General features: G+C 49.2%; 19 protein-coding genes and 3 tRNA genes. 20 read left to right on the top strand and 2 right to left on the bottom strand.

The window, feature by feature from the left end; genetic code table 11:
- The first annotated feature begins 151 nt into the window (after positions 1 to 151).
- From B4W65_RS04590 to B4W65_RS04495, 20 genes are all read left to right on the top strand, one after another.
- Positions 152 to 1477 carry a sodium-dependent transporter gene (locus B4W65_RS04590; RefSeq protein ID WP_088653940.1) on the top strand — a complete coding sequence of 442 codons (1326 nt, stop codon included), beginning with the start codon at positions 152 to 154 and terminating at the stop codon, positions 1475 to 1477.
- A 50-nt stretch (positions 1478 to 1527) separates the two neighbouring features.
- Positions 1528 to 2241: a ComEA family DNA-binding protein gene (locus B4W65_RS04585; RefSeq protein WP_088653939.1), complete on the top strand. Its 714-nt coding sequence runs from the start codon at positions 1528 to 1530 to the stop codon at positions 2239 to 2241.
- A gap of 119 nt (positions 2242 to 2360) precedes the next feature.
- On the top strand, positions 2361 to 2552 hold the full coding sequence (gene rpsU, locus B4W65_RS04580; protein WP_088653938.1) for a 30S ribosomal protein S21: 192 nt from the start codon (positions 2361 to 2363) through the stop codon (positions 2550 to 2552).
- A 95-nt stretch (positions 2553 to 2647) separates the two neighbouring features.
- Complete coding sequence (locus tag B4W65_RS04575; protein WP_088653937.1) at positions 2648 to 3532, top strand: tyrosine-type recombinase/integrase; 885 nt, start codon at positions 2648 to 2650, stop codon at positions 3530 to 3532.
- Positions 3533 to 3551: 19 nt separating this feature from the next.
- Complete coding sequence (gene hpf, locus B4W65_RS04570; RefSeq protein WP_088653936.1) at positions 3552 to 3851, top strand: ribosome hibernation-promoting factor, HPF/YfiA family; 300 nt, start codon at positions 3552 to 3554, stop codon at positions 3849 to 3851.
- A gap of 295 nt (positions 3852 to 4146) precedes the next feature.
- Positions 4147 to 4219 (top strand) — tRNA-Gly (locus B4W65_RS04565).
- Positions 4220 to 4230: 11 nt separating this feature from the next.
- A tRNA-Thr gene (locus tag B4W65_RS04560) sits at positions 4231 to 4302 on the top strand.
- Positions 4303 to 4363: 61 nt separating this feature from the next.
- Complete coding sequence (tuf, locus tag B4W65_RS04555; RefSeq protein ID WP_088653935.1) at positions 4364 to 5551, top strand: elongation factor Tu; 1188 nt, start codon at positions 4364 to 4366, stop codon at positions 5549 to 5551.
- Between the two features lie 55 nt (positions 5552 to 5606).
- Positions 5607 to 5679: transfer RNA gene (locus B4W65_RS04550), tRNA-Trp, on the top strand.
- Between the two features lie 26 nt (positions 5680 to 5705).
- The gene (gene secE, locus B4W65_RS04545; protein WP_088653934.1) at positions 5706 to 5900 is read left to right on the top strand and encodes a preprotein translocase subunit SecE; all 195 of its coding nucleotides are present in this window, start codon (positions 5706 to 5708) and stop codon (positions 5898 to 5900) included.
- A gap of 21 nt (positions 5901 to 5921) precedes the next feature.
- Entirely contained in the window at positions 5922 to 6467 is a 546-nt protein-coding gene (gene nusG / locus B4W65_RS04540; RefSeq protein ID WP_088653933.1) for a transcription termination/antitermination protein NusG, read from the top strand.
- 107 nt (positions 6468 to 6574) lie between these two features.
- Positions 6575 to 7018: a 50S ribosomal protein L11 gene (gene rplK, locus B4W65_RS04535; protein WP_088653932.1), complete on the top strand. Its 444-nt coding sequence runs from the start codon at positions 6575 to 6577 to the stop codon at positions 7016 to 7018.
- A 15-nt stretch (positions 7019 to 7033) separates the two neighbouring features.
- On the top strand, positions 7034 to 7729 hold the full coding sequence (gene rplA / locus B4W65_RS04530; protein WP_088653931.1) for a 50S ribosomal protein L1: 696 nt from the start codon (positions 7034 to 7036) through the stop codon (positions 7727 to 7729).
- 28 nt (positions 7730 to 7757) lie between these two features.
- A complete protein-coding gene (gene rplJ / locus B4W65_RS04525) occupies positions 7758 to 8276 on the top strand; it encodes a 50S ribosomal protein L10 (protein ID WP_088653930.1) in 519 nt (172 codons plus the stop codon).
- Positions 8277 to 8312: 36 nt separating this feature from the next.
- Positions 8313 to 8687, top strand: coding sequence for a 50S ribosomal protein L7/L12 (rplL, locus tag B4W65_RS04520; RefSeq protein WP_088653929.1), 375 nt, complete (start codon positions 8313 to 8315; stop codon positions 8685 to 8687).
- A gap of 102 nt (positions 8688 to 8789) precedes the next feature.
- A complete protein-coding gene (gene rpoB, locus B4W65_RS04515; RefSeq protein ID WP_088653928.1) occupies positions 8790 to 12599 on the top strand; it encodes a DNA-directed RNA polymerase subunit beta in 3810 nt (1269 codons plus the stop codon).
- A gap of 61 nt (positions 12600 to 12660) precedes the next feature.
- Positions 12661 to 16941, top strand: a complete 4281-nt coding sequence (gene rpoC, locus B4W65_RS04510) for a DNA-directed RNA polymerase subunit beta' (protein ID WP_088653927.1) — start codon at positions 12661 to 12663, stop codon at positions 16939 to 16941.
- Positions 16942 to 17054: 113 nt separating this feature from the next.
- Complete coding sequence (locus tag B4W65_RS04505) at positions 17055 to 17375, top strand: DUF3467 domain-containing protein (RefSeq protein WP_088653926.1); 321 nt, start codon at positions 17055 to 17057, stop codon at positions 17373 to 17375.
- 38 nt (positions 17376 to 17413) lie between these two features.
- Positions 17414 to 18580, top strand: a complete 1167-nt coding sequence (locus B4W65_RS04500; protein ID WP_088653925.1) for an exo-beta-N-acetylmuramidase NamZ family protein — start codon at positions 17414 to 17416, stop codon at positions 18578 to 18580.
- Between the two features lie 39 nt (positions 18581 to 18619).
- Positions 18620 to 20347 (top strand): glycoside hydrolase family 3 protein, encoded by a 1728-nt coding sequence (locus B4W65_RS04495; protein ID WP_088653924.1) that lies wholly within the window; start codon positions 18620 to 18622, stop codon positions 20345 to 20347.
- 46 nt (positions 20348 to 20393) lie between these two features.
- Here the strand turns inward: B4W65_RS04495 and hrpB are convergent, their stop codons facing one another.
- Entirely contained in the window at positions 20394 to 22898 is a 2505-nt protein-coding gene (gene hrpB, locus B4W65_RS04490; protein ID WP_088653923.1) for an ATP-dependent helicase HrpB, read from the bottom strand.
- 134 nt (positions 22899 to 23032) lie between these two features.
- A complete protein-coding gene (locus tag B4W65_RS04485; protein ID WP_205741221.1) occupies positions 23033 to 24895 on the bottom strand; it encodes a right-handed parallel beta-helix repeat-containing protein in 1863 nt (620 codons plus the stop codon).
- Positions 24896 to 25076 lie beyond the last annotated feature (181 nt).

Below are 25076 nucleotides of genomic sequence, written 5' to 3'. Positions count from 1 at the left end.
CAGTTTTAACGTTTGCTTTGTTTTTTAAACATTTTTGGAGTTTGAAGCATTGTTTTATCAGCGAGAATCTTGTTTTGATTTGAAATAATAAGTGATTTGTTTATTTTTGGAAGCAGAGAGTAAGACTTATTATTAAACAGCCAAAGGAGCCATGTCAAAGCAAGAAGGAGGACGCGATAGTTTTACCAACAAATTTGGAGTTATAGCAGCTGCCGCTGGTTCAGCCATCGGTTTGGGCAATATTTGGCGTTTCCCCTATGTAGCCGGGGAGAATGGTGGAGGAGCTTTTCTGTTGTTGTACCTGCTTTTTATTTTGGCCATCGGGGTGCCGGTAATGCTTTCCGAATTGCTGATTGGTCGTAAGGCACAATTAAATATTTTTGGTGCTTTTCGTAAGCTGGCACCCGGTTCCTATTGGCCCCTTGTGGGGATGATGGGTGTAGGGGCCGCCTTTATGATTTTGTCTTTTTATGCGGTGGTAGCTGGCTGGACCCTGGAGTACACCTTCTATGCTATCGGTAATCAGTTTGCCGGCGAAAGTCCCGAAGGCATCAAGGCTATATTTGATGAGCTGACCACTGCCTCGTGGCGCCCGGTCGTGTTTATGTTGCTGTTTATGGCTCTGTCTGCCTTTATTGTTCGCAGTGGTGTGCAAAAGGGTATAGAGCGCTATACCAAGATTTTGATGCCTCTGTTGTTGGTGATCCTTTTGGGATTAATATTCCGGTCTCTGAGTCTTGATGGCGCCATGGCAGGAGTGGATTTCTTGTTTAGACCCGACTTTTCTAAGGTCGACACCAACACCATTTTGGAAGCTTTGGGCCAGGCTTTCTTTTCCCTTAGTCTTGGTATGGGTGTGATGGCTACCTACGGCTCTTACATCAAGAAGAAGGAGTCTTTGGGCAAAACGGCCATATCTGTTTCCCTGACCGACACCTTCATTGCCATCCTGGCCGGCCTGGCTATTTTCCCTGCTGTTTTTTCCTTTGGACTTGAGCCGGGACAAGGGCCTGGGTTGGTTTTTATTACGCTACCTGGTATTTTTAATCAGATGGCCGGCGGATATTATTTTGCCATTTTCTTTTTTGTGCTGTTGGTTATTGCGGCCCTCACCTCTTCCATTTCCTTGCTTGAGGTGGTGGTCGCCTATTTTGTAGAAGAACTGAAAATGAAGCGAAGTACAGCCACCTGGCTGGCCGCCGGTGTAATGTCGGCCTTGGGTGTTGTCTGTGCTTTGAATGGAGCTGTTTTTGATTTCTTCGACAGAACCTCCTCCAACATTCTGCTGCCTTTGGGTGGTTTGTTGATCGTACTTTTTGTTGGTTGGTTTCTGGGTAAGCAGGTGGTGCGCGACGAGTTGGAAGCCGATGGCCGGGCGGCCTTTTATTTTCGGCTGTTTGTGCCAGTGATTCGTGTTCTTGCTCCCATTGCTATTGCCCTGGTGTTTCTTAACGGTTTGGGCCTGCTCCGGTTCTAGCCTTTTGCCACTTAAGCTTTTAAGTTGTAACTTGCCGGGAAAAATACCTTATGTTTCCCCGAATCCTGACCCTTTCGCGTCGCGAGCAGCGCGGAGTCTTTATTCTGCTTGTGCTGTTTTTTGTCCTGACTGTTTGTAGGATCAGCATGCCCCATTGGTATCCCAAGACAGATTATTCCGTGTTTTTGGGAGATACTTTACAGCCTGTCTTTGCTGACCTGGAAGTCCCCCGCCCCAGGGCAGCAGCCCCCCACTTTGTGCGACCACAGAAGACTAAGGCCCTAGAGAAGTCTGTAAGTGATTGGCCAACTGAAAAGAGGCCTCTCGGTATCAACAGTGCCGATACCACTGCCTGGATGATGTTGAGGGGGATTGGCCCGGTTTTCAGTCGCAGAATTGTTGCTTATCGCTCTTTGCTTGGTGGTTTTGTGGCGCTGGAACAGTTGTATGAAGTTTATGGTTTGAGTGCGGAGCAGGTGCAAAGCATGTTGCCTTTTTTGGTGGTGGACAGTACGGATTTGAGACAGCTTAATGTTAATACCGCTTCGGTTCAGCAACTGCGAAAGCATCCCTATATCGATTACTATCTGGCCAAAGCCCTTTGGGATGAGCGGCAGTTGCATGGGAGGATTGAGGACTTGGGCGAGGTCGCTGTGGCGGGTTTGATTGATTCGCTGAAGTGGGAATGGTTGCAACATTATTTGCTCTGTGGGCCCACTTGGGACGAGCTGGAGCAACAGAAGCAGTTGGGGGAGGAAAATTAAAGAGAAAAAATTTGCTGATATCCAGAATCTTCATTTTCTTTGCAACCTGAAATTTTGGGGGTGAAGCTATTAATTGTAACTTTGCACGCACAAAAAGAAAATATTTAAATAAGGAAACTATGATAATCGTACCCATTAAAGAAGGTGAGAACATTGAAAGGGCTTTGAAGAAATTCAAAAGGAAGTTTGAAAAGACCGGAACCATGAGAGAACTTCGCTCGCGTCAGGCTTTTACAAAGCCTTCGATTGTGAATCGTGAGCAAAAGAAAAAGGCCATTTATATTCAGCAATTGCAGCGCGAAGAAGAATAGACAGGGCCCTTATAATTTTAAGGAAAAGTGTCTTACTTTTCTCCTTTTATTTCGTATATTCGTTTATAAGAGGAGAGAGGTAAGACATTTTTTTTATGCAGCAAACGGAGCGTTTTTTACAATATCTGGAGTCTGAAAAGCGAAGTTCGGCACATACCCTTACTGCGTACCGAAATGATTTGCAACAGTTCCTGGATTTTTTAGGCAGTTCAGAGGAAGGCGTTTTGCAGCTGGTTAAACCCAGGCTGATTCGGTCCTGGGTGGTGGCCTTGAGTGAGGCGGGTCGCAGCCCGCGTACGATTCATCGTAAAATATCCGCCCTTAAAATGTTTTTCAGGCACCTTCAGATTGAGGGGGTAATTGAAAGCAATCCGGCGGCGCTTGTTAATCTTCCAAAAATTCCTAAGCGACTTCCTGTTTTTGTTAAGGATGAGGCCATGGTGCAGTTGTTGGACCGGACCGATTTTGGGTCCGATTTCGAAGGCTTGCGCAACAAACTCATTTTGGAATTGTTTTACGATACGGGTATGCGTTTGTCCGAATTGGTGGCTCTCAGAGTCCGGGACTTTGATCTGTCCCGGGGACTGGTAAAGGTTAGGGGGAAGCGCAATAAGGAACGCCTGATTCCGCTTACTGCCGAATTGAAGCGACTGCTCTTGCTTTATGTAGAAGTCAGAAGGGAGACCTTTGGTGCGCTGGAAGATTCGGCCCTTTTTCTTACAGTCAAAGGAGAAGCGGTTTACCATCGTTTGGTTTATCGCATTGTTCATGCAGCGCTGACTCAGGTGAGCACCCAGCAAAAGCGAAGTCCCCACGTGCTTCGTCACAGCTTTGCCACTGTTTTGTTGAATCGCGGTGCTGATCTTAATGCCATAAAGGAGTTGTTGGGACATGCCAACCTGAATGCAACACAGATTTATACCCATAATACTTTTGAAAAGTTGAACGCGATTTATAAACAAGCTCATCCCAGAGCTTAAAGTAAAAGGAGGAGAGATTATGAACATCAGAATTCAAAGCGTGCATTTTGATGCAGCCGATCATTTGGAAGCTTTTGTAAACCAGAAGGTAGGGAAGCTTGATCAGTTTTTTGAGGGCATTATTGGCGCAGAGGTGGTTTTACGCCTGGATAAGTCGGAAACCCTGGAGAATAAGGTTGCTGAAATTGCACTTGATTTGCCGGGCAATAATTTGTTCGCCAAAAAACAAAGTAAAACCTTTGAAGAAGCCGTAGATTTGGCTTGTGAAGCACTGCGTAAACAGGTGGTTAAGCGCAAAGATAAGGTCAAGGCCAAATAGGGCAAAAAAGCATCTTATTTTTTGCGTTGTTTGAAATTTATTATACATTTGCACACCATTTTCAGTGTTTAGCTGAAAGAAAGCAATACAATAGGCTGGTTATCAACAATAATCAGCCTATTGAAATGAAAGAGATTTGCTTTTTTGTTTCGACCTCCACTAAGGGTTTGATAGTTAGTGTTTTGGTGGGGTTGAATGATGGTGTGTGTCGCGAAAGTTCTTGAAACAGATGTTTTAAATCGTTGTTTTGAAGATTTTTTACATTTTAATCATTAACTTTGTGGCGCTAAAAAACGCGGGAATAGCTCAGTTGATAGAGCATTAGCCTTCCAAGCTAAGGGTCGCGGGTTTGAGTCCCGTTTCCCGCTCAGTTTTAAAAGCCGATGTAGCTCAGGGGTAGAGCGCTTCCTTGGTAAGGAAGAGGTCATGGGTTCAATTCCCATCATTGGCTCTGGTTAGTTTAAGTTTTACGGTTTCAATATTGTTCTAATTGTCTTAAATAATTTCGAATTATGGCTAAAGAAACATTTCAAAGGACGAAGCCTCACGTTAATATCGGTACCATTGGTCACGTAGACCACGGTAAAACCACTTTGACCGCCGCTATTACTACTGTACTGGCGAAGGCTGGTTTGTCCGAAGTTAAGAGTTTCGATTCTATTGACAACGCTCCTGAAGAAAAAGAGCGTGGTATTACCATCAACACCTCACACGTTGAGTATCAAACCGCCAATCGTCACTATGCGCACGTTGACTGTCCTGGTCACGCCGACTACGTGAAGAACATGGTTACTGGTGCTGCCCAGATGGATGGCGCTATCCTGGTTTGTGCTGCTACTGACGGTCCTATGCCTCAGACTCGTGAGCACATCCTTTTGGCTCGTCAGGTAAACGTTCCCCGTATCGTTGTATTCCTGAACAAAGTGGATATGGTTGATGATGAGGAATTGTTGGAGCTGGTTGAAATGGAAGTTCGCGACTTGTTGAGCTTCTACGACTTCGACGGCGACAATACCCCTGTTATCAAAGGTTCTGCTTTGGGTGCTTTGAATGGCGAAGCTCAGTGGGAAGAGAAGGTAATGGAACTGATGACCGCTTGTGATGAGTGGATTCCGCTGCCTCCCCGTGATGTTGAGAAGCCCTTCCTGATGCCTGTTGAGGACGTATTCTCAATTACTGGTCGTGGTACTGTTGCTACCGGCCGTATCGAAACCGGTATCATCAAAACCGGTGAAGAAATGCAGATCATCGGTTTGGGTGCAGAAGGTAAGAAAACCGTTTGTACCGGTGTTGAGATGTTCCGCAAGATTTTGGATGAAGGCCAGGCTGGTGACAACGTAGGTTTGTTGATGCGTGGTATCGACAAGAATGAGATCAAGCGTGGTATGGTTTTGGCTAAGCCCGGATCCATCACTCCGCACACCAAAATTAAGGCTGAAATCTATGTGTTGAAGAAAGAAGAAGGTGGTCGTCACACTCCTTTTCACAACAAGTACCGTCCTCAGTTCTACATCCGTACCCTGGATGTTACCGGTGAGATTACCTTGCCCGAAGGAACTGAAATGGTAATGCCTGGTGATAACGTAACCATTACTGTTGATTTGATTTACCCCGTAGCTGTAAACGTAGGTTTGCGTTTCGCTATCCGTGAAGGTGGTCGTACAGTAGGTGCCGGTCAGGTTACTGAAATTGTAGAGTAATCCTAAGGATTATTGACATACAAGTTGAGAATGGCTTGCCATTCTCAACTTTTCTACGGGTGTAGCTCAGTTGGTAGAGCACTGGTCTCCAAAACCAGGTGTCGGGAGTTCGAGTCTCTCCTCCCGTGCAATATAGAATCGAATTCTTGATAGGATGAAAAAAATAATAGCATATTTCGAAGAGGTCCACAACGAATTGGTTAATAAAACCTCCTGGCCTACCTGGGCCGAATTGCAGAACAGTGCCATTGTGGTGATGGTGGCTTCGGTCATTATTGCTTTGATGGTTTATGGCATGGACGTTTCTTTTGATACCTTGCTGAACTGGTTCTATAAGAAATTGTATTAACACTGGGAGAACCCTATTGTAATGAGTGAAATCGACAAAAAATGGTATGTGCTTCGTGCCATCGGTGGTAAGGAAAAGAAAGTTAAAGAATACATCGAGAGCGAAATAGCCGGCCTTAAATTACAGGACTATGTTTCCCAGGTTTTGATACCTACCGAAAAGGTTTATCAAATTCGTAATGGGAAAAAGATCAGTAAGGAAAGAAACTACTTTCCCGGATATGTACTGATTGAGGCCGCCCTTGTCGGTGAGGTTCCCCACGTACTCAAAGGCATTCCCAATGTAATTGGTTTTTTGACCGACCGGGAAGACCTGCCTACTCCTTTACGTATATCAGAGGTTAATCGCATCCTGGGTAAGGTCGATGAACTTTCAGAGAATGCTGAAGAAATCAATGTTCCCTTCTATGTTAACGAAACAGTAAAAGTGACCGACGGTCCGTTTAACGGTTTCACAGGGGTCATTGAAGAAGTGAATGAAGAGAAGAAGAAATTGAAAGTTATGGTCAAGATTTTTGGCCGTAAGACACCTCTTGAATTAAGTTTTTTACAGGTTGAAAAGGAATAGTTGTTCGTTTAGTAGCGGGGCTTCCAGGATAGACCTTTGGTTTATCTCTACGAATGAAACGATTATCTCCTGAATCTGAATTTTAATAACCAACACGAATTGCTACAATGGCTAAAGAAGTAGAAACTTTTATTAAGCTTCAGATCAAAGGTGGCGCAGCAAATCCATCACCCCCGGTGGGCCCTGCATTGGGTGCCAAAGGGGTGAACATTATGGAATTCTGTAAGCAATTCAATGCCAGAACGCAAGAGAAGGCTGGGAAAGTGTTGCCTGTGGTGATTACTGTTTATAAGGACAAGTCCTTTGAATTTGTAATCAAAACACCTCCGGCAGCCGTTCAGCTTTTGGAGGCAACCAAAGTGAAATCCGGTTCTGCTGAACCCAACCGTAAGAAGGTGGGCTCGGTAAGCTGGGATCAGGTGAAAACCATCGCTGAGGACAAAATGGCAGACTTGAATTGTTTTACTGTGGATTCTGCAATGAGGATGATTGCCGGTACCGCCAGAAGTATGGGAATTACCGTAGATGGTGAATTTCCGGGTAACAATTAAAACTTGTTTGCAAAAATGACAAAACTAACAAAGAATAAGAAGTTAGCTTTAGCAAAGATCGATACCGAGAAGGCGTATACCATCGAGGAAGCGGCAAGTTTGGTAAAGGAAATTACCTCTACAAAATTTGACGCGTCGGTGGATATCGACATTCGTCTGGGTGTTGATCCCCGTAAAGCTAATCAAATGGTACGTGGCGTGGTAACACTTCCCAACGGAACTGGTAAAGAGACCCGAGTATTGGTGCTCTGTACCCCCGATAAGGAAGAGGAGGCCAAAAGCGCCGGTGCCGATTACGTTGGTTTGGACGACTACATCGCAAAAATCAAAGAAGGTTGGACCGATGTGGACGTGATCATTACCATGCCCAGCGTAATGGGTAAAGTGGGAGCTTTGGGTAGAGTATTGGGTCCACGTGGCTTGATGCCGAACCCTAAAAGTGGGACCGTAACTATGGAAATTGGTAAGGCTGTAAGTGAAGTTAAAGCCGGTAAAATCGACTTTAAAGTAGATCGTTATGGCATTATCCATACTACCGTAGGTAAGGTGTCCTTTGACCCCGCAAAACTTGTCGAAAACGTTAAAGAATTTGTAGGAACTGTTCACAAACTGAAGCCGTCTTCTGCAAAGGGAACTTACGTTAAGAGCATCTTTTTGTCGAGTACCATGAGTCCCGGAATTCGAATTGAACCCAAGTCTCTTGAGGTTTAATGTTTAATTTAAAGCGAAATTTGGAACCATGAAAAAGACAGATAAAGCGAATTTAATAGAAGACCTGAGTTCAAAAATTGCCGAGTATGCCCACTTTTATGTGGCGGATACCTCAGGCTTGAATGCAGGTGCTACCAGTGAACTGCGTCGTCTCTGCTTTCAGAAGGATGTGAAAATGATGGTGGTTAAAAACACCCTTTTTCTTAAGGCTATAGAGCAGAGTGAGAAAAATATTGAGGGCATTGATGTCGCTCTCAAGGGTACTTCTGCCGTGTTGTTCAGCAACACCGGTAATGTTCCGGCCAAACTGATTAAGGACTTCCGTAAAAAAGCTGCAATCCCTGCTTTGAAGGGTGCTTTTGTGGAAGAGTCGGTTTACCTGGGCGATAACCAGTTGGAAGCCCTTACCGCCATCAAATCTAAAGAGGAATTGCTGGGCGATGTTATTGCTTTGCTCCAGTCTCCGATGAAGAACGTTGTTTCTGCACTGCAATCAGGCGGAAGCACCATTCACGGACTCCTCAAAACCTTGGAAGAGAGAAATTAAAACATTACTAACAGAAATTTATTAACACTTACAAAAATGGCAGATATTAAAAAGCTTGCAGAAGAATTGGTTAATTTGACTGTAAAAGAAGTAACTGAACTTGCTAACGTATTGAAGGATGAGTATGGCATTGAGCCCGCAGCTGCTGCTGTAGCTGTTGCTGGTCCCGCTGCTGCTGCTGGTGAAGAGGCTGCTGCTCAGACTGAATTTGACGTTATCCTGAAATCTGCAGGTGGTTCTAAACTGGCTATTGTTAAGCTTGTAAAAGAAATGACCGGTGTTGGTCTTAAAGAAGCCAAAGAGCTGGTTGACAAAGCTCCCGCTCCCATCAAGGAGAAAGTGTCTAAAGAAGAAGCTGAAGCACTCAAATCTCAATTAGAAGAAGCTGGAGCAGAAGTTGAACTTAAGTAATCAGATACCCCTTTTTTGAGGGAATGGTTTAGGAATCCGCTCTGCGGAATCCTAAACCTTTTTATGCTTCTACGTTTATAAGTTCAATTAATCAGTTGATAGATGACTCCAATTACTGCCGAAAGAATCAACTTTGCCACCATTAAGAATCAGCTTCCGTATCCTGATTTTTTGGAGGTACAATTAAAATCTTTCCGCGAATTTTTTCAGATGGGCTCCACACCTGAAGAGCGGAAATTTGAAGGGTTGAATCAGGTTTTTCTGGAAAATTTCCCGATAACCGACACCCGTAACAACTTTGTTCTGGAGTTCCTGGATTACAATATTGATCCTCCCCGTTATACCATAGAGGAATGCATAGAACGCGGCTTGTCTTACAGTGTGCCTTTGAAGGCCAAACTTAAGCTGTATTGCACCGATCCCGAGCACGAGGACTTTGACACCGTTGTTCAGGATGTCTATTTGGGGACTGTTCCCTATATGACCGATAAGGGCAGCTTCATCATTAATGGTGCCGAAAGGGTTGTTGTTTCTCAGCTGCACCGTTCGCCTGGTGTTTTCTTTGGGCAGAGCATTCATGCCAATGGGTCTAAACTATACTCCGCGCGAATCATTCCTTTAAAGGGTTCCTGGATCGAATTTGCCACCGACATCAACAATGTGATGTATGCCTACATCGACCGTAAGAAAAAGCTTCCGGTGACGACCTTGTTGCGTGCCATTGGTTACGAAGGAGATAAAGAAATTCTTGAAATCTTTAATTTGGCTGACGAAATTAAGGTCAGCAAGGCTACCCTTAAGAAGGTTGTCGGACGCCGTTTGGCTGCTCGTGTTTTGAAATCGTGGCTGGAGGATTTTGTGGATGAAGATACCGGCGAAGTGGTTTCTATTGAGCGGAATGAGGTGATCATTGATCGTGAAACCATTTTGGAGAATGAGCACATCGATGAGATTGTTGATTCTGGTGCCAAAACCATTTTGTTGCATAAAGAGCTGACGAATTCCAACGATTTCTCGATCATTTACAATACCCTGCAAAAGGATCCCTGTAACTCAGAGAAGGAAGCAGTGGTTCACATTTATCGTCAGTTGCGTAACGCGGAGCCGCCGGATGAGGCTACTGCGCGTGATGTGATTGACAAGCTTTTCTTTTCAGATAAGCGTTACGATTTGGGTGATGTAGGGCGTTACCGGATCAATAAGAAATTGAATATGAATACCGACCTGGACACGAAAGTATTGACCAGGGACGATATAATTGCCATCATCGGGTACCTTATTGAGTTGGTCAACTCAAAAACCGATGTCGATGATATTGACCACTTGAGTAATCGTCGCGTTCGTACAGTTGGCGAACAGTTGGGCAATCAGTTTGGAGTCGGGTTGGCCCGTATGGCTCGTACCATCCGGGAGCGGATGAACGTACGCGACAACGAAGTGTTCACCCCCATTGATTTGATCAACAGCAAGACACTGTCTTCAGTGATCAATAGTTTCTTTGGTACCAATGCGCTTTCGCAGTTCATGGACCAGACCAATCCCCTGGCAGAGGTCACGCACAAGCGTCGTATGTCGGCCCTTGGTCCTGGTGGTTTGTCGCGTGAGCGCGCCGGTTTTGAAGTGCGTGACGTTCACTACACCCACTACGGTCGTTTGTGCCCCATTGAAACGCCTGAAGGACCCAACATCGGATTGATTTCTTCGCTTTGTGTTTTTGCCAAGATCAATCAGCTGGGCTTTATCGAAACGCCTTATCGCAAGGTTACCGATAAAAAGGTGAACCTCAGCAACGATGGGGTTACTTATCTGAGTGCCGAGGAGGAAGAGGACCATACCATTGCTCAGGCCAATGCTCCCCTTGATGATGAAGGATTCTTCATCAATCCCAGGGTAAAGGCACGTCTGGAAGGCGACTTCCCCGTTGTTGAACCGGAAGAAGTGGCTTTGATGGATGTGGCACCCAACCAAATTGCCTCTGTAGCCGCCTCGCTGATCCCATTTTTGGAGCACGACGATGCCAACCGTGCGCTTATGGGATCCAATATGATGCGTCAGGCTGTACCGCTTTTGCGCGCCGAGTCGCCCATTGTTGGTACCGGTCTGGAAGGTCCATTGACGCGCGATTCCCGTACTCAGATTGTAGCTGAAGGCGACGGGGTAGTGGAGTATGTGGATGCGGAAGAAATCGTAATTCGCTACGATTTGACCGAGGAAGAGCGTTTTGTAAGCTTTGAGGCAGAAACGCAGCGCTATAAACTGACTAAGTTCTTAAAAACCAACCAAAATACCAGTATTAACCTTAAGCCGCTCGTAAGTAAGGGGCAAAGGGTTTCTCCAGGTATGATTCTTACCGAAGGGTATGCTACCGATAAGGGAGAATTGGCTTTGGGACGCAACTTGCGTGTGGCCTTTATGCCTTGGAAGGGGTATAATTTTGAGGATGCCATTGTTTTGAATGAGCGTCTTGTTCGGGAAGATGTATTTACCTCGGTGCATATCGATGAGTATTCTTTGGAAGTTCGCGATACCAAGCGTGGTTTGGAGGAGCTTACCGCCGATATTCCCAACGTGAGCGAAGAGGCTACTAAAGATCTGGATGAGAATGGATTGATTCGAATTGGGGCCCATGTGAAGCCCGGCGACATTCTGATCGGAAAGATTACGCCTAAAGGAGAAAGTGATCCTACGCCGGAAGAAAAGCTCTTGCGTGCCATTTTTGGTGAAAAGGCCGGAGACGTTAAGGACGCCTCGCTTAAAGCGACCCCTTCGTTGTCGGGAGTGGTTATCGAGAAGAAGTTGTTCTCCAGAGTGATGAAGGACCGTAAGGCCCGTTCGTCGGAGAAACCGCTGTTGGCTAAGATCGATGAGGAGTTTAACCGTTCTTCTGCCGATTTGACCAATCGTCTCGTAGATAAATTGTTCTCGTTGATAAACGGAAAAACCAGTCAGGGTGTTAAGGATTATCTTGGTGTAGATGTGATTGCCAAGGGAACCAAATTTACCCAGAAGGTTTTGCAGGATGTGGATTATCTGAATGTGAATCCCAATAAGTGGACGACCGATAAGGATAAGAACGATCTTATTGCCCGGGTTATTCATAATTACCGGATCAAATTCAAGGAGCTGGAGGCCAAAGAGAAGCGTCAGAAGTACAACATCACCATTGGTGATGAGCTTCCTGCAGGAATTGTTCAGCTGGCCAAAGTTTACATTGCCAAGAAGCGGAAGATTACCGTTGGGGATAAGATGGCCGGTCGACATGGTAACAAGGGTATTGTATCCCGTATTGTTCGTCAGGAGGATATGCCTTTCCTGGCAGATGGTACGCCGGTAGATATCGTGCTGAACCCCTTGGGTGTACCTTCACGTATGAACCTTGGTCAGATCTACGAAACCGTTTTGGGCTGGGCCGGGCAGGTGTTGGGTGTTAAATTTGCCACCCCCATTTTTGATGGTGCCAGTGAGGATGATCTGAATAAGTATACCGATGATGCCGGGATTCCTCGTGTAGGTAAGTCCTACCTCTACGATGGTGGAACCGGTGATCGTTTCCATCAGCCTGCTACGGTAGGGGTCATCTATATGTTGAAACTGGGTCACATGATTGAGGATAAAATGCACGCCCGTTCCATTGGTCCCTACTCGCTCATTACGCAGCAACCCCTGGGTGGTAAAGCTCAGTTTGGTGGACAGCGTTTTGGTGAGATGGAAGTTTGGGCTCTGGAAGCCTTTGGTGCTGCCAATATCCTTCAGGAGATTCTTACAGTTAAGTCTGATGACGTCTTAGGTAGAGCCAAGGCTTATGAAGCGATTGTAAAAGGCGATCCGCTGCCCCAGCCTGGTATTCCTGAATCGCTCAATGTATTGTTGCACGAGATGCGCGGTCTAGGTTTGAGCGTGAATCTTGAATAGTCTTTCCGGCAAGTTAATGACTACCGGTTGTTTGTTTTAATTTTTTAATACTCTACGATATATGGCATTCAGGAGAGAACAGAAAGTCAAGAGTAATTTTACCCAGATCTCTATAGGTTTGGCTTCCCCGGAAGAAATTCTGGAGCGATCCAGCGGGGAAGTATTGAAGCCCGAGACGATCAATTACCGTACTTATAAGCCCGAACGGGATGGTCTTTTTTGCGAAAGAATCTTTGGTCCCGTGAAGGATTATGAGTGTCACTGCGGAAAATACAAGCGTATCCGTTACCGTGGCATTGTGTGTGACCGTTGTGGAGTGGAAGTTACTGAGAAGAAGGTGCGACGTGAAAGAATGGGACACATTTCCCTGGTGGTTCCCGTTGCCCACATTTGGTACTTCCGTTCCCTGCCCAATAAAATCGGCTACTTGCTGGGCTTGCCCACCAAGAAGCTTGATGCCATCATTTATTACGAACGTTACGTGGTCATCAATCCCGGTGTTAAGGCCGAGGATGGAGTTAAGACCATGGACTTCTTAACCGAAGAGGAATACCTGGATATCCTGGATTCGCTGCCCAAGGGCAATCAGATGCTCGAAGACGATGACCCCAATAAATTCATCGCCAAAATGGGTGCCGAGGCCTTGTACATGATCCTGGGCCGTTTGGATTTGGACGAATTGTCTTATGACTTGCGTCATAAGGCCAATACCGAAACCTCGCAGCAGCGTAAGAATGAAGCGCTGAAGCGTTTGCAGGTTGTGGAGTCCTTCCGCGAATCAAAGGGGATTAACCGCCCCGAATGGATGATTGTTAAGGTGGTTCCGGTAACTCCTCCCGAGTTGCGTCCTTTGGTGCCGCTAGATGGGGGCCGTTTTGCCACCTCCGATTTGAACGATCTTTACCGCCGGGTTATCATTCGTAACAATCGTTTGAAGCGCCTGATCGAGATCAAGGCGCCAGAAGTGATTTTGCGTAACGAAAAAAGGATGTTGCAGGAGTCGGTCGATTCACTTTTCGACAACTCCCGTAAATCCAACGCCGTTAAAACCGATGCCAATCGTCCTTTGAAGTCTCTTTCAGACAGTTTGAAAGGAAAGCAGGGTCGATTCCGCCAGAACCTGTTGGGTAAGCGTGTTGATTATTCTGCACGTTCGGTCATTGTTGTAGGTCCCGAGTTGGGCATGCACGAGTGTGGTTTGCCCAAGGACATGGCTGCAGAGCTTTATAAGCCTTTCATCATCCGTAAATTGATTGAGCGCGGAATAGTAAAGACGGTTAAATCGGCCAAGAAGATAGTAGATCGTAAGGATCCCGTAGTTTGGGACATTCTGGAGAATGTACTGAAAGGGCACCCTGTATTGCTGAACCGTGCGCCAACCCTGCACCGTTTGGGTATTCAATCTTTTCAGCCCAAGCTGATTGAGGGAAAAGCCATTCAGTTGCACCCGCTGGCTTGTGCCGCTTTTAACGCCGACTTTGACGGTGACCAGATGGCGGTTCACCTGCCTTTGGGCAATGCAGCCATTCTGGAGGCCCAAATGTTGATGTTGGGTTCTCAGAATATCTTGAACCCCGCCAACGGAGCACCCATTACAGTTCCCTCGCAGGATATGGTTTTGGGACTTTATTATATGACCAAAATGCGTCCCGGAGCCCGGGGTGAGGGCTTGGTCTTTTATTCGCCCGAGGAGGCAAAAATTGCCTACAACGAAGGCAAGGTGGAGTTGCACGCTAAGGTTAAGGTGAAAGATTATGACCTTAATGAAAGTGGAACCCCTGAACTGATGATGGTCGAAACGACTGTGGGACGTATACTTTTTAACGAAGTGACCCCCAAAGAAGTGGGCTTTATCAATGAATTGTTGACCAAGAAGGCGCTTCGCGACATCATTGGTTATGTACATAAGACCTGTGGAACACCCGCCACGGCTCAATTCCTCGATGACATCAAAGGCCTGGGTTATAAGCTGGCCTTCCAGGGTGGCTTGTCCTTTAACCTCGAAGACGTGATTATTCCGGCTGAGAAGGATGCCTTGGTACAATCGGGTTACGATGAAGTGGAAGAGGTGGTGAACAACTACAACATGGGTTTCATTACCAACAACGAGCGCTATAATGCCATTATTGACATTTGGACGCACGTAAATGCCCGTTTGACCCATACCCTGATGGAGCAGTTGAGTTCCGATCAGCAGGGTTTCAACTCGGTGTATATGATGTTGGATTCCGGAGCTCGTGGTTCAAAGGAGCAGATTCGTCAGCTCTCTGGTATGCGTGGTTTGATGGCTAAGCCCCAGAAGTCTGGTGCCGAAGGCGGTCAGATTATTGAAAACCCGATTTTGTCGAACTTTAAGGAAGGCTTGTCGGTTCTCGAGTACTTTATCTCTACCCACGGTGCCCGTAAGGGTCTGGCCGATACCGCGCTTAAAACAGCCGATGCCGGTTATCTGACCCGTCGTTTGGTCGATGTGTCTCAGGACGTAATCATTAATGAGGAGGACTGTGGAACACTGCGTGGCCTTACCGCTACTGCACTCAAGAACAATGAGGAAGTGGTTGCTTCCTTGTATGAGCGCATACTGGGTCGTGTATCTGTACACGATGTTTACAATCCCACTACCGGTGATGTAATTGTCAAGTCGGGTGAAGAAATCTCCGAAGTGGCTGCCAAAATCATAGATGGTTCGCCCATCGAAAGAGTGGAGATTCGTTCTGTATTGACCTGTGAATCCAGGAAAGGAGTTTGCGCCAAGTGTTATGGTCGTAACCTGGCTACCGGTCGTATGGTACAAAAAGGTGAGGCTGTGGGTGTAATTGCTGCCCAGTCCATCGGGGAACCTGGTACCCAGTTGACGCTGCGTACCTTCCACGTTGGGGGTACTGCTTCCAACATTACTTCAGAAAACAGTATGTTGGCGAAGTACGAGGGTCGTGTCGAAATTGATGAGTTACGTACTGTACCTTCCACAACGGAAGAAGGAACTGAAGTGGATGTGGTGATTGGTCGTTTGGCCGAGATGCGTATCGTCGATAAAAACACCAATATTGCCCTCACGACTCAGCCGATACCCTATGGTGCCAAACTGTACATAAAGAACGGTGCGGAAGTAGCCAAAGGCGATTTGATTGCGGAGTGGGATCCATGGAACGCCCTGATCATTAGTGAGAAAAAGGGTAAAGTGCAGTTCGACAACCTGGTTGATGGGGTAACCTTCAAAGAAGAGTCGGATGAGCAGACCGGCTTCCGTGAAAAAGTAATTATTGAAAGTCGCGATAAAACCAAAAACCCCAGTGCCCGCATTTTGGACGAGAAGGGTGAGGTGTTGCGAACTTATAACCTGCCTGTAGGTGCTCACATCGCAGTAGATGATGGAGAGGAAATCAAGCAGGGGCATATTCTGGCTAAGATTCCTCGTGCTATGGGTCGCTCCGGTGACATCACCGGTGGTCTGCCCCGTATTACCGAGCTCTTTGAGGCCCGTAATCCATCCAATCCTTCGGTTGTTTCTGAGATCGACGGAGAGGTAACCTTCGGGAAAATCAAGCGGGGTAACCGTGAGATCATTGTGACTTCAAAAACCGGTGAGGTTAAGAAGTATCTGGTTCCGCTGTCTAAGCAGATACTGGTGCAGGAGAACGATTATGTTCGTGCCGGTATTCCGTTGTCAGACGGCGCCATTACACCTGCCGACATCCTGTCGATTAAAGGTCCCACAGCTGTTCAGGAGTACATTGTTAACGAAGTACAGGATGTTTACCGCCTACAGGGGGTGAAAATCAACGATAAGCACTTCGAAATCATTGTGCGTCAGATGATGCGTAAGGTGGAGATTGACGACCAGGGCGATACCCGCTTCCTGGAGCGTCAGATTGTCGACAAGATTGAGTTCATGGAAGAGAACGATGAGATCTGGGGTAAAATGGTGGTGGAAGATTCCGGTGATTCGCAGAGTCTGCGTCCTGGTCAGATCATTACTGCCCGTCGCCTGCGCGATGAGAACTCTCAGTTGAAGCGTCGTGACTTGAAATTGGTACAGGCCCGTGAAGCGGTTCCGGCCACTTCCAGTCAGGTTTTGCAGGGGATTACCCGTGCGGCCTTGCAGACCAAGAGCTTTATGTCGGCAGCTTCCTTCCAGGAAACCACTAAGGTGCTGAATGAGGCAGCCATACAAGGTAAGATTGATGCTCTGGACGGCTTGAAGGAGAATGTGATTTGTGGTCACTTGATTCCTGCAGGAACCGGATTGCGCGATTACGACAAGATTGTTGTGGGTTCGCGTGAGGACTATGAGAAATTGGTAGGTGGAAATAAGTTCGAAAGTGAGACGGTTTACGAATAGAACTTAGTCTGACACTTGCTGCAGATATGGAAAGGCCATCCCTCCGGGGATGGCCTTTTTTATGTCCGACTGTGTAAAAAACGCTATCTTTAGGATCGATAAAATACCGTATTATGGAAGATCCTAAAAAAGCACAGCAATTAAAAATTGAATTGAATGAAGAAATTGGTCAGGGTATTTACTCCAACCTGGCCATCATCAGTCACTCCCCCTCGGAGTTTGTACTGGATTTTGTACGGGTAATGCCTGGAGTTCCCAAGGCTCAAGTGAAATCACGCATCGTTTTAACCCCGGAGCATGCCAAGCGCTTGCTGCATGCCTTGCAGGACAACATATCGCGCTACGAAAAGCATTTTGGTCCGGTAAAGGACATCAAAGACGGGTCGGCCGGTTTTAATCCCCTGCCGTTTTCCGCACCCGGTGGACAGGCTTAAGAGCCGTTGATAAGTAACTGAATGCTAAAGGAAGTAATATGAGTCGGCAACTGTTGTGGCTGATGTTGGTTTTTCCCTTGTTCTTGTGTTGCAGGCCCGCAGCTTCAGAGAACGGTCTGCGCCTGGGCGCCGAGCGTACTGAGCTGTGGAAACCCCTGCTCGAAGGGAAGCGGATTGGCCTTCTGGTGAACCACAGTTCCAGGGTGGGGCCCACCCACCTGCTCGATACCATGTTGACATTGGGTTTGGATGTACAACGTATTTTTGTCCCCGAACACGGTTTTCGCGGAAATGCCGATGCCGGTGCCCACATTGCCGATGGTCGCGATCCGCGCAGTGGTTTGCCCATAATCTCTCTTTATGGCACTTCAAAAAAGCCTTCTTCTCAACAGTTGGAAGGTTTAGATGTGTTGGTTTTTGATTTGCAGGATGTGGGGGTACGCTTTTATACCTACGCCTCCAGTATGCATTATTTGATGGAGGCCTGCGCCGAAGAGAACTTGCCTGTGGTGGTGTTCGACAGGCCCAATCCCAATGGCGACTACATCGACGGTCCGGTGCTCAACCTGGCTTTTCAATCCTTTGTGGGTATGCACCCCCTTCCGGTGGTACATGGATTGACGCTGGGAGAGTTGGCCGAAATGATCAATGGGGAGGGCTGGTTGAGTGACGGTGTTTTTTGTGACCTTACCGTGGTGGAGATGGCGAATTATCGGCACGACAGCCCTTACGAGTTGCCTCTGCCCCCTTCGCCCAATTTGCCGAATGCCCTGAGCATACGGCTCTATCCTTCACTTTGTCTTTTTGAGGGCACGGAGGTCAGCATAGGGCGTGGTACCCCCTTCCCCTTTCAGGTCGCCGGGTATCCCAACCCTTCCTTCGGCTCTTTTACTTTCACACCCCAAAGTGGGCCCGGTGCCCAGCAACCCTTGCAAGAGGGCCAGCTTTGTTACGGCATCGATTTGCGGCAGGAGGAGGGACTGGACCATCGCTTTACCCTGAAGTACCTCCTGGCCTTTTATGAAAAATCCGGACGTAAGGCCGATTTTATCTCGCGCCGGCGTTTTTTTAATCTGCTGGCTGGCGGTGACCGCTTGCTGCAACAAATTGAAAGCGGCATGAGCGAAACAGAAATCCGTGCCTCCTGGGAGGACGAACTGGCTGCTTTCAGCCGTTTGCGTGCCCGATATCTGCTGTATCCCTAAATTGTTAATATAGGCCTAAACAAGTTAATTTGCACTTTTATGCGCTCCCTCGTTTTTTTTAGCTCTCTTTTTTTGTTGTTGTCTTTCTTGCGCTGTCAGCCCCCTTTGGTCGGGGCTGAGCCGCCCGCTGCCCCCCTGGTGCTTACGCCTGATTTGGTGTACGATTCGGCCCAACAGTGGGTCGATTCGGTGTACCTCAGTATGAGCGAAGAGGAACGCATTGCGCGACTCTTCTGGCTGGCTGTGGAGCAGGCGGATCAACCCGCAGCCTATGCGCGCATACGGACTCAGGTGGAGCGCTACCAGCCGGGAGGCGTTTTGCTCATGGGAATGTCTTTGGAGCGGGTGCCCGAAGTGGTTCTTGATTTGCAGTCGCTCAGTAAGCGCCCCATGCTGGTATCGATCGATGGAGAATGGGGAGCTGCCATGCGTTTGAAGGACTTGCCCGCCTTTCCTTATGCCATGACTCTGGGCGCTCTGGCCAGCGACAGCCTGGTTTACCGTATGGGACTTGAAATTGCTCGTCAAATGCGTGTGCTTGGTATCCATGTAAACATGGCTCCTGTGGCCGATGTGAACAGCAATCCCGACAATCCGATCATTGGGCATCGCTCCTTTGGGGAGCAAGCCGGTAATGTAGCACGAAAATCCGTAGCCTATATGAGGGGGCTGCAGGATGGAGGCGTAATGGCGGTAGGCAAGCATTTTCCGGGGCATGGAGATACCGACAGCGATTCGCACCATACGCTGCCTGTGGTTAAACATGATCGGGCCTTGCTAGACAGCACCGATCTGCTTCCCTTTAAAGCAATGATTGAGGCTGGTTTATGGGGGATGATGACGGCGCACATTGAGGTGCCTGCGCTGGACAGCAGAGCTGGCCTGCCGGCCAGCTTTTCGGACAGCATTGTAAAGGGACTCTTGCGTGAGGACCTGGGTTTTGAGGGTTTGGTGCTGACCGACGCGGTGAATATGCAGGGCGCCCGGGGGATGGGTACGCCAGGAGTGGTGGATATGTTTGCGCTGAAGGCCGGCAACGATGTGGTGGAATTTACCGAAGATTTGCCCGGAGCCATTGCCGCCGTTAAAAAGGCCTTGGCCGACAGCTTGCTTTGCCCCCGTGAGATGGAAGCAAAGTGTCGGCGCTCCCTCGCTTTTCAGTATTGGCTCAGTGAGCGTTCGGCAGTAAAGGTGGTGGACAGTCTTTTGTACACACCCGAAACGCTTGAATTGAATCGGCTTTTGTACGAGTCGGCCCTCACCCTCTTGCACAACAAGGCAGTTTTACCAATTGACCCGGCGCAGATGAAGCAGCAGGAGGTTCTGCTTTTGGGGATGGCTCCTGTTTTGCGCGACTCCTTGCGGTCGTTGGGCTTAAAGGTACAAAATCTGGCCTTGCACGACCCTGCCGCTTTCAGGCGGCAGTTGGCTGGCGTAGGGGAGGAGGTCGGACTTATTTTTGTGATTGGCGACAGCCAGTGGGGACGTCGTGCTGCCAATGCTGCGCTGAGGCAGGAAGTGATTCAGTTGCTCAAGCGAAAGCAGGCGCTCACGGTGTTTATGGGCAATGCCTATCATCTGGCTCCCTGGCGGGAATTGGACGGTGTTGGCGCTCTGCTTTTGGCTTATGAGAACAACGACAGGGCCCAGGAGGCTGTATGGCGTTTGCTGACCGGCCATATTGGCGCAAATGGTCGTTTGCCGGTGAGTATTAGTCAATGGTATGCTGCAGGCAGCGGCATCGATTTGGCGCCCCTAAAGCCTTAAGCAGTGGCGTTGAACTTGTGGTGGGTCAGCCCGGGCAGTTTCTCTCTTATCTGGTTGGACGGCGACGGGTTCCCCGGATGGCTTGCTCGGTCCAGGGGTCGTCGGGCCATACGTGTTTGGGGTAGCGGTTCCGCAATTCTTTCCGCACCTCAAAGTAGGTGTTGTTCCAAAAGCTTTGTAGATCGCTGGTTACCTGTACGGGTTTAAAGCCGGGCGACAGGAGGTGCAGGAGTACGTTTTGACGTCCCTCATTTACCGTGGGAGTTTCAGCCAGGCCAAAAAGCTCCTGGAGGCGGACGGCCAAAACCGGGGCGCCGCCATCGCTTTGGTACGACAGTTTGATCAGGGAGCCACTGGGGACCGGCAGACGTTCCGGGGCCAGGTGGTCTAAGGACTTTTGCCGGGTAGGACTCAGGTGGTAATGGAGGACTTCTTTTAAGTTTATTTTTTTTAGTTCTTCGTTTTTACGGAGGCCGTTGAGGTAGGGGGCCAGCCACTCCCTGCATTGTTTCAGGAGGTGGGTGGTGCTTACATCGGGCCAGTCTTCTTTCGGGCGCCAACGGGCAAGACACTGTACCCGGTTTTGCCATTGGGTGACTTCTTCGTTGAAATCGAGCAGATGGGCGCCTTCTTTTTCCAGCACACGACACAGCGCTGCGGTGATTTGATCGGGGCAGGGGTTTTTAAGAGGTCGTGTTTGTAAAACAAGACCGCCAATGCGTAATTCTTCAGCGGCAATCAGTCCCCCTTTTCTGGATTCCCATGCAATGTTCTCCACAGTCTTAACCATGGGGGCCAGGTCCCGGGGATTCAGGGGCGCCGCTAAGAAAATTTTTCCGATGCCTTCTCTGGCATCGAGGTGGGCTACCGCCAGCCAGGCTTCGTGGGCCAGATCGTCGGTGTGCGCCACCATGGCACAGCTGCCGTTGGAAAGTTGAAATTGCGCGTTGTTGCCCGGTCGGGCCGATGCAATGCGCTCTGGAAAGGCGTGGACCAGCAACAGGCCCGTAGCGTAGGCATCGAAGGATTCGTTTTCGGTTTTTGTGTTCATCAGGCGGGCATAGGCATCGGCTACTTTGATCAGGCGCTTCCATTCTCGCACTTCCCGGCCTGCGGCGCGCATGCGTCTTAGTTTTTCTATGCGCAGATTAATGTCGATGCCTGCTTCGCGCGACAAAGGATCGCGTTCTTCCAATACGGCGGCCAGGTCGACCGCCAGGGACAGGGTGTGACTTTCGCGTGCTTTCAGCAGCATGTGGGCCAGGCGCGGATGGCAAGGCAATAGGGCCATCGCTTTTCCGTGGGGGGTAATGGTGTCGTTTTCAAGAGCCCCCAGTTGACTGAGGGTGTCCCGGGCCTGGGCAAGATGAGCGGGTGGTGGGGGCGTGGGCCAGCTGAGGGAGAGGGGGTCTTTAATGCCCCAACGGGCCAGATCGAGTACGACCGGTGCCAGGTCGGAGTCGGCGATTTCCGGTAGGCGATGTTCAGCCAATCGCTCGTCGTCGGCCTTGCTCCAAAGGCGGTAGCATTTACCCGGCCCTAAGCGTCCTGCCCGTCCCGCCCGCTGGTCGGCCCGGTCCCGTGAAATTTCCACGGTGGTTAGGCGGGAGAGACCCGAGCCGGGGTCAAAGCGCAGGGTGCGTGCATAGCCGCTGTCGATGACCACCTGCACGCCTTCGATGGTCAGGGAGGTTTCGGCCAGGTCGGTGGCCAGCACTACTTTTCGCCGTCCCTGGCGATCGGGCACAAGGGCAGCCTGTTGGGCCCCAAAGGGCAATTGTCCGTACAGCGGATGCAGCGCCACCTGCGGCAGCAGGGGGCGCAAGAGACTTTCGCAACGACGAATTTCTGCTTCTCCGGGCAAGAATACCAGCAGGTCGCCCTGATCCTTTTGCAGGGCATGGTGGACCGCCCTGGCGGCCACCTCGGGCAGGATGCTGAGTTCCCGCTTTTCGCCGTACAAAACAGTCACCGGGTACTGTCGGCCCTGGCTTTCGAGGACAGGTGCCTGCAGCATTTCGGCCAAGTGGGGCACGTTGAGGGTGGCCGACATAATGACCATCCGAAGGTCGCTGCGCAGCACCTGCTGGGCTTCGCGACTGAGTGCCAGGGCCACATCGGCAAAGATGCTCCGCTCGTGAAATTCATCAAAGAGCAGGAGGCCTACGCCCTCCAGGGCATTGTCGGACTGGAGCATACGGGTGAGTATGCCTTCGGTGAGGACTTCGATGCGGGTTGCCTTGCTGATTTTTTGCTCAAAACGGATGCGGTAGCCTATGGTCTGACCTACTTCCTCTCCGAGCAATTGCGCCATGCGTGTAGCTATGGTCTTGGCAGCAAGGCGTCGGGGTTCGAGCATCAGTATTTTTTGATTGCCCAGCCAATCCTCCTCCAATAAGGCCAGAGGAAGGAGGGTACTCTTTCCTGCCCCGGGAGGGGCACTCAACAACAGGGTGTTGTGTTGGCGAAGGTGGTCCCTAAGGGCCGGAAGTTGTGCTACAATGGGAAGTTCCCGGGTGGCAGCATGCGTGCTCCAGTCGATATACGGCATAATGTACGGCGCTCAAATTGCTGCTGCAAAGATAAAGAAGCAAATGCAATTTACGCGGCCAAAGAAAGCCCGATAAACATTGTCGTTCATCGGGCTTTCAGCATCACAGGTTCAGCTAAAGAAGGAGGAGGCGCTTATTCAGCCGGGTGCGCACCAATATAGGGCTTCTGATTTTTGTTTGTTTGGAGCAGCTTTTGCACGCGAGAAGGCAGGGCAACAGCACGCTGGTGTCCCGGGAAAGTTGGCAGGAGTTCGTAGTTTGCTGTGTGCAGGCCTTTGAAAAGGGGAATGCTGCCCAAGGGGTAGTCTGCACTTTTTTGATTCATAGCGGGATGTGCCTGGGCGAAGGCCGCCAGGTTTTTAAAGCTCTGGTGGCAGTTCTCTTCTGCCGGGAGGGGGCTCCAATAAATCAGGTCCTCGCTGTAGGCGGGGTTGGTTACAAACACATTGCCGTCCATGCTTTTGACGGGGTTGTCGCTGAGGGTTTCGCAGAGTTCCGGAGTTTGCCACACGTTGATGAAGGGTCTGAGATACTCAGAGGTGGCGACAAAGAGGTTATTGGTCAGTACGTGGTTGTGGCGTTCATCGACATCGGGGCCGGAAGCCGGGTGCCAGCCGAAATGATCGCCCTGCGCACTTCGTGGCGTTAGGGCAATTGTTGCAGCACTGTTTACAAAGGTGTTCTGATAAACCTCAGCTCCGAAGGAATTAAGAATAAATACGCCCTGGTCGCAGTTGATGAATTCATTGCCCGCAACAGTCACCCCTTTAGAAATTTCAAAGAAAAAGGCATTGTCGCCCGCCCAGGGCGTACTGGCGTTAAAGGGGATGCGGCGACTGCCCACATTTTGCAGCCGGTTGTTGGTGAAAACCCCATCCACATTGCCCACATCGTACCAAATGCCGTTGGAATTTTCGAGGTCGGTCACCAGGTTGTCGTTACATACCACATCGTAGCATTGGTTAAAGATCTTTACAGCAGCAGGGAAATAGCCGGTGATGTTTTCGATGTTGTTGCGCGTGAAAATGTTGCGTTCGAGTAAAACGTTGCTGGAGCTCAGAATGAAAACACCTTCGGTGCTGGTGTCGCTGACCAGGCAGTTGCGCATGGTAAAATCGTCGCCCCGGAAGTAGCCACCCACTCTGGAACAGAAGGAAATGGTGACATGCTCCAGGGTGGTGCCGGTTACCCTTTTGCCGTGCTCATGACGGGCTGAAACCCGTTCGGGGTTGGTGCCGTCAAATTCGAAGGCACGGTAAGCGTATTGGGTGAAGGTGATTCCTTTAATGGTTGGCCCTTTCTGATCCGATTCCAGGCCGTTGAGCGGTCCGTCAACGCGATGGATGGCCACGTCAAAGGCGGTGATTTCCATCTGGTGCTTTTTGGGATCAAGGCCTACATAGATGCGCTTTTTGTCGTAATCGACAAAAAAATGGTCAGCGTCCACTTCACCCAACCAGCCGGCCGATTGTAAAAAGCGCCCGTCGGCAAAAACCATGTCGTTGTTGAAACGGTGCAGCGGCGTCTGTCGCCCGGCGTTATGAAATACCCACCAGTCCTCCGGAGCCATGGGAAACAAAGTCTCCCATTCGGTCATCCAGAGTCCCCGACCCAGGTCGGTCCATTCCCTGGCTTCCAGGGTGCCTTTCAGCTCCACCTGCTCGTCGCCAAAGGGCTGCATGGTGATGCCCTGGTTCAATAAAAGGTTGCCGCTGCGATAGGTGCCGCCGCGCAGAACGATGGCGTCGCCCGATTTAACTTTTTCAAAGGCAGCCTCGATGGTGGTAGGAGCGGTCAGATGGGTACCAGCTGCTTCGGGGTTGCCATTGGGGGCAACAAACCAGGTGTTGCCCTCAACTTTGGGGAGTTCGTATTTTTGGGGTACCGGACCGTAGGGTCCGCCGCTTGGCTGGGCCATCAGGGAAAAGCCCTGAATGAGCCAGAGTCCTGCCAAAACCAGGAGGCTGTGCATGAAATTGTGCTGTCTTTTCTGCATGGTCGTTAAATGCTGTTGTTTGCTTAAAAGTAAGAGAAATGGAAACAGCTGAAGCCGTGCAGCAAAAAATTTCCTCTAAATAAAAGCTTTTGTCCACCCCACCACCACTACAACCGGAATGTCTCCCTTATTAAATCATTTTTTTTACATGGTTTGGGTCACTTTGTTGTATTTTACCAAC

The sequence above is a fragment of the Geofilum rhodophaeum genome (genome assembly GCF_002210225.1).
Taxonomy (GTDB): domain Bacteria; phylum Bacteroidota; class Bacteroidia; order Bacteroidales; family Marinilabiliaceae; genus Geofilum; species Geofilum rhodophaeum.
Note: the sequence above shows the minus strand (reverse complement) of the source record. Positions and strands in the feature narration are given on the sequence as shown.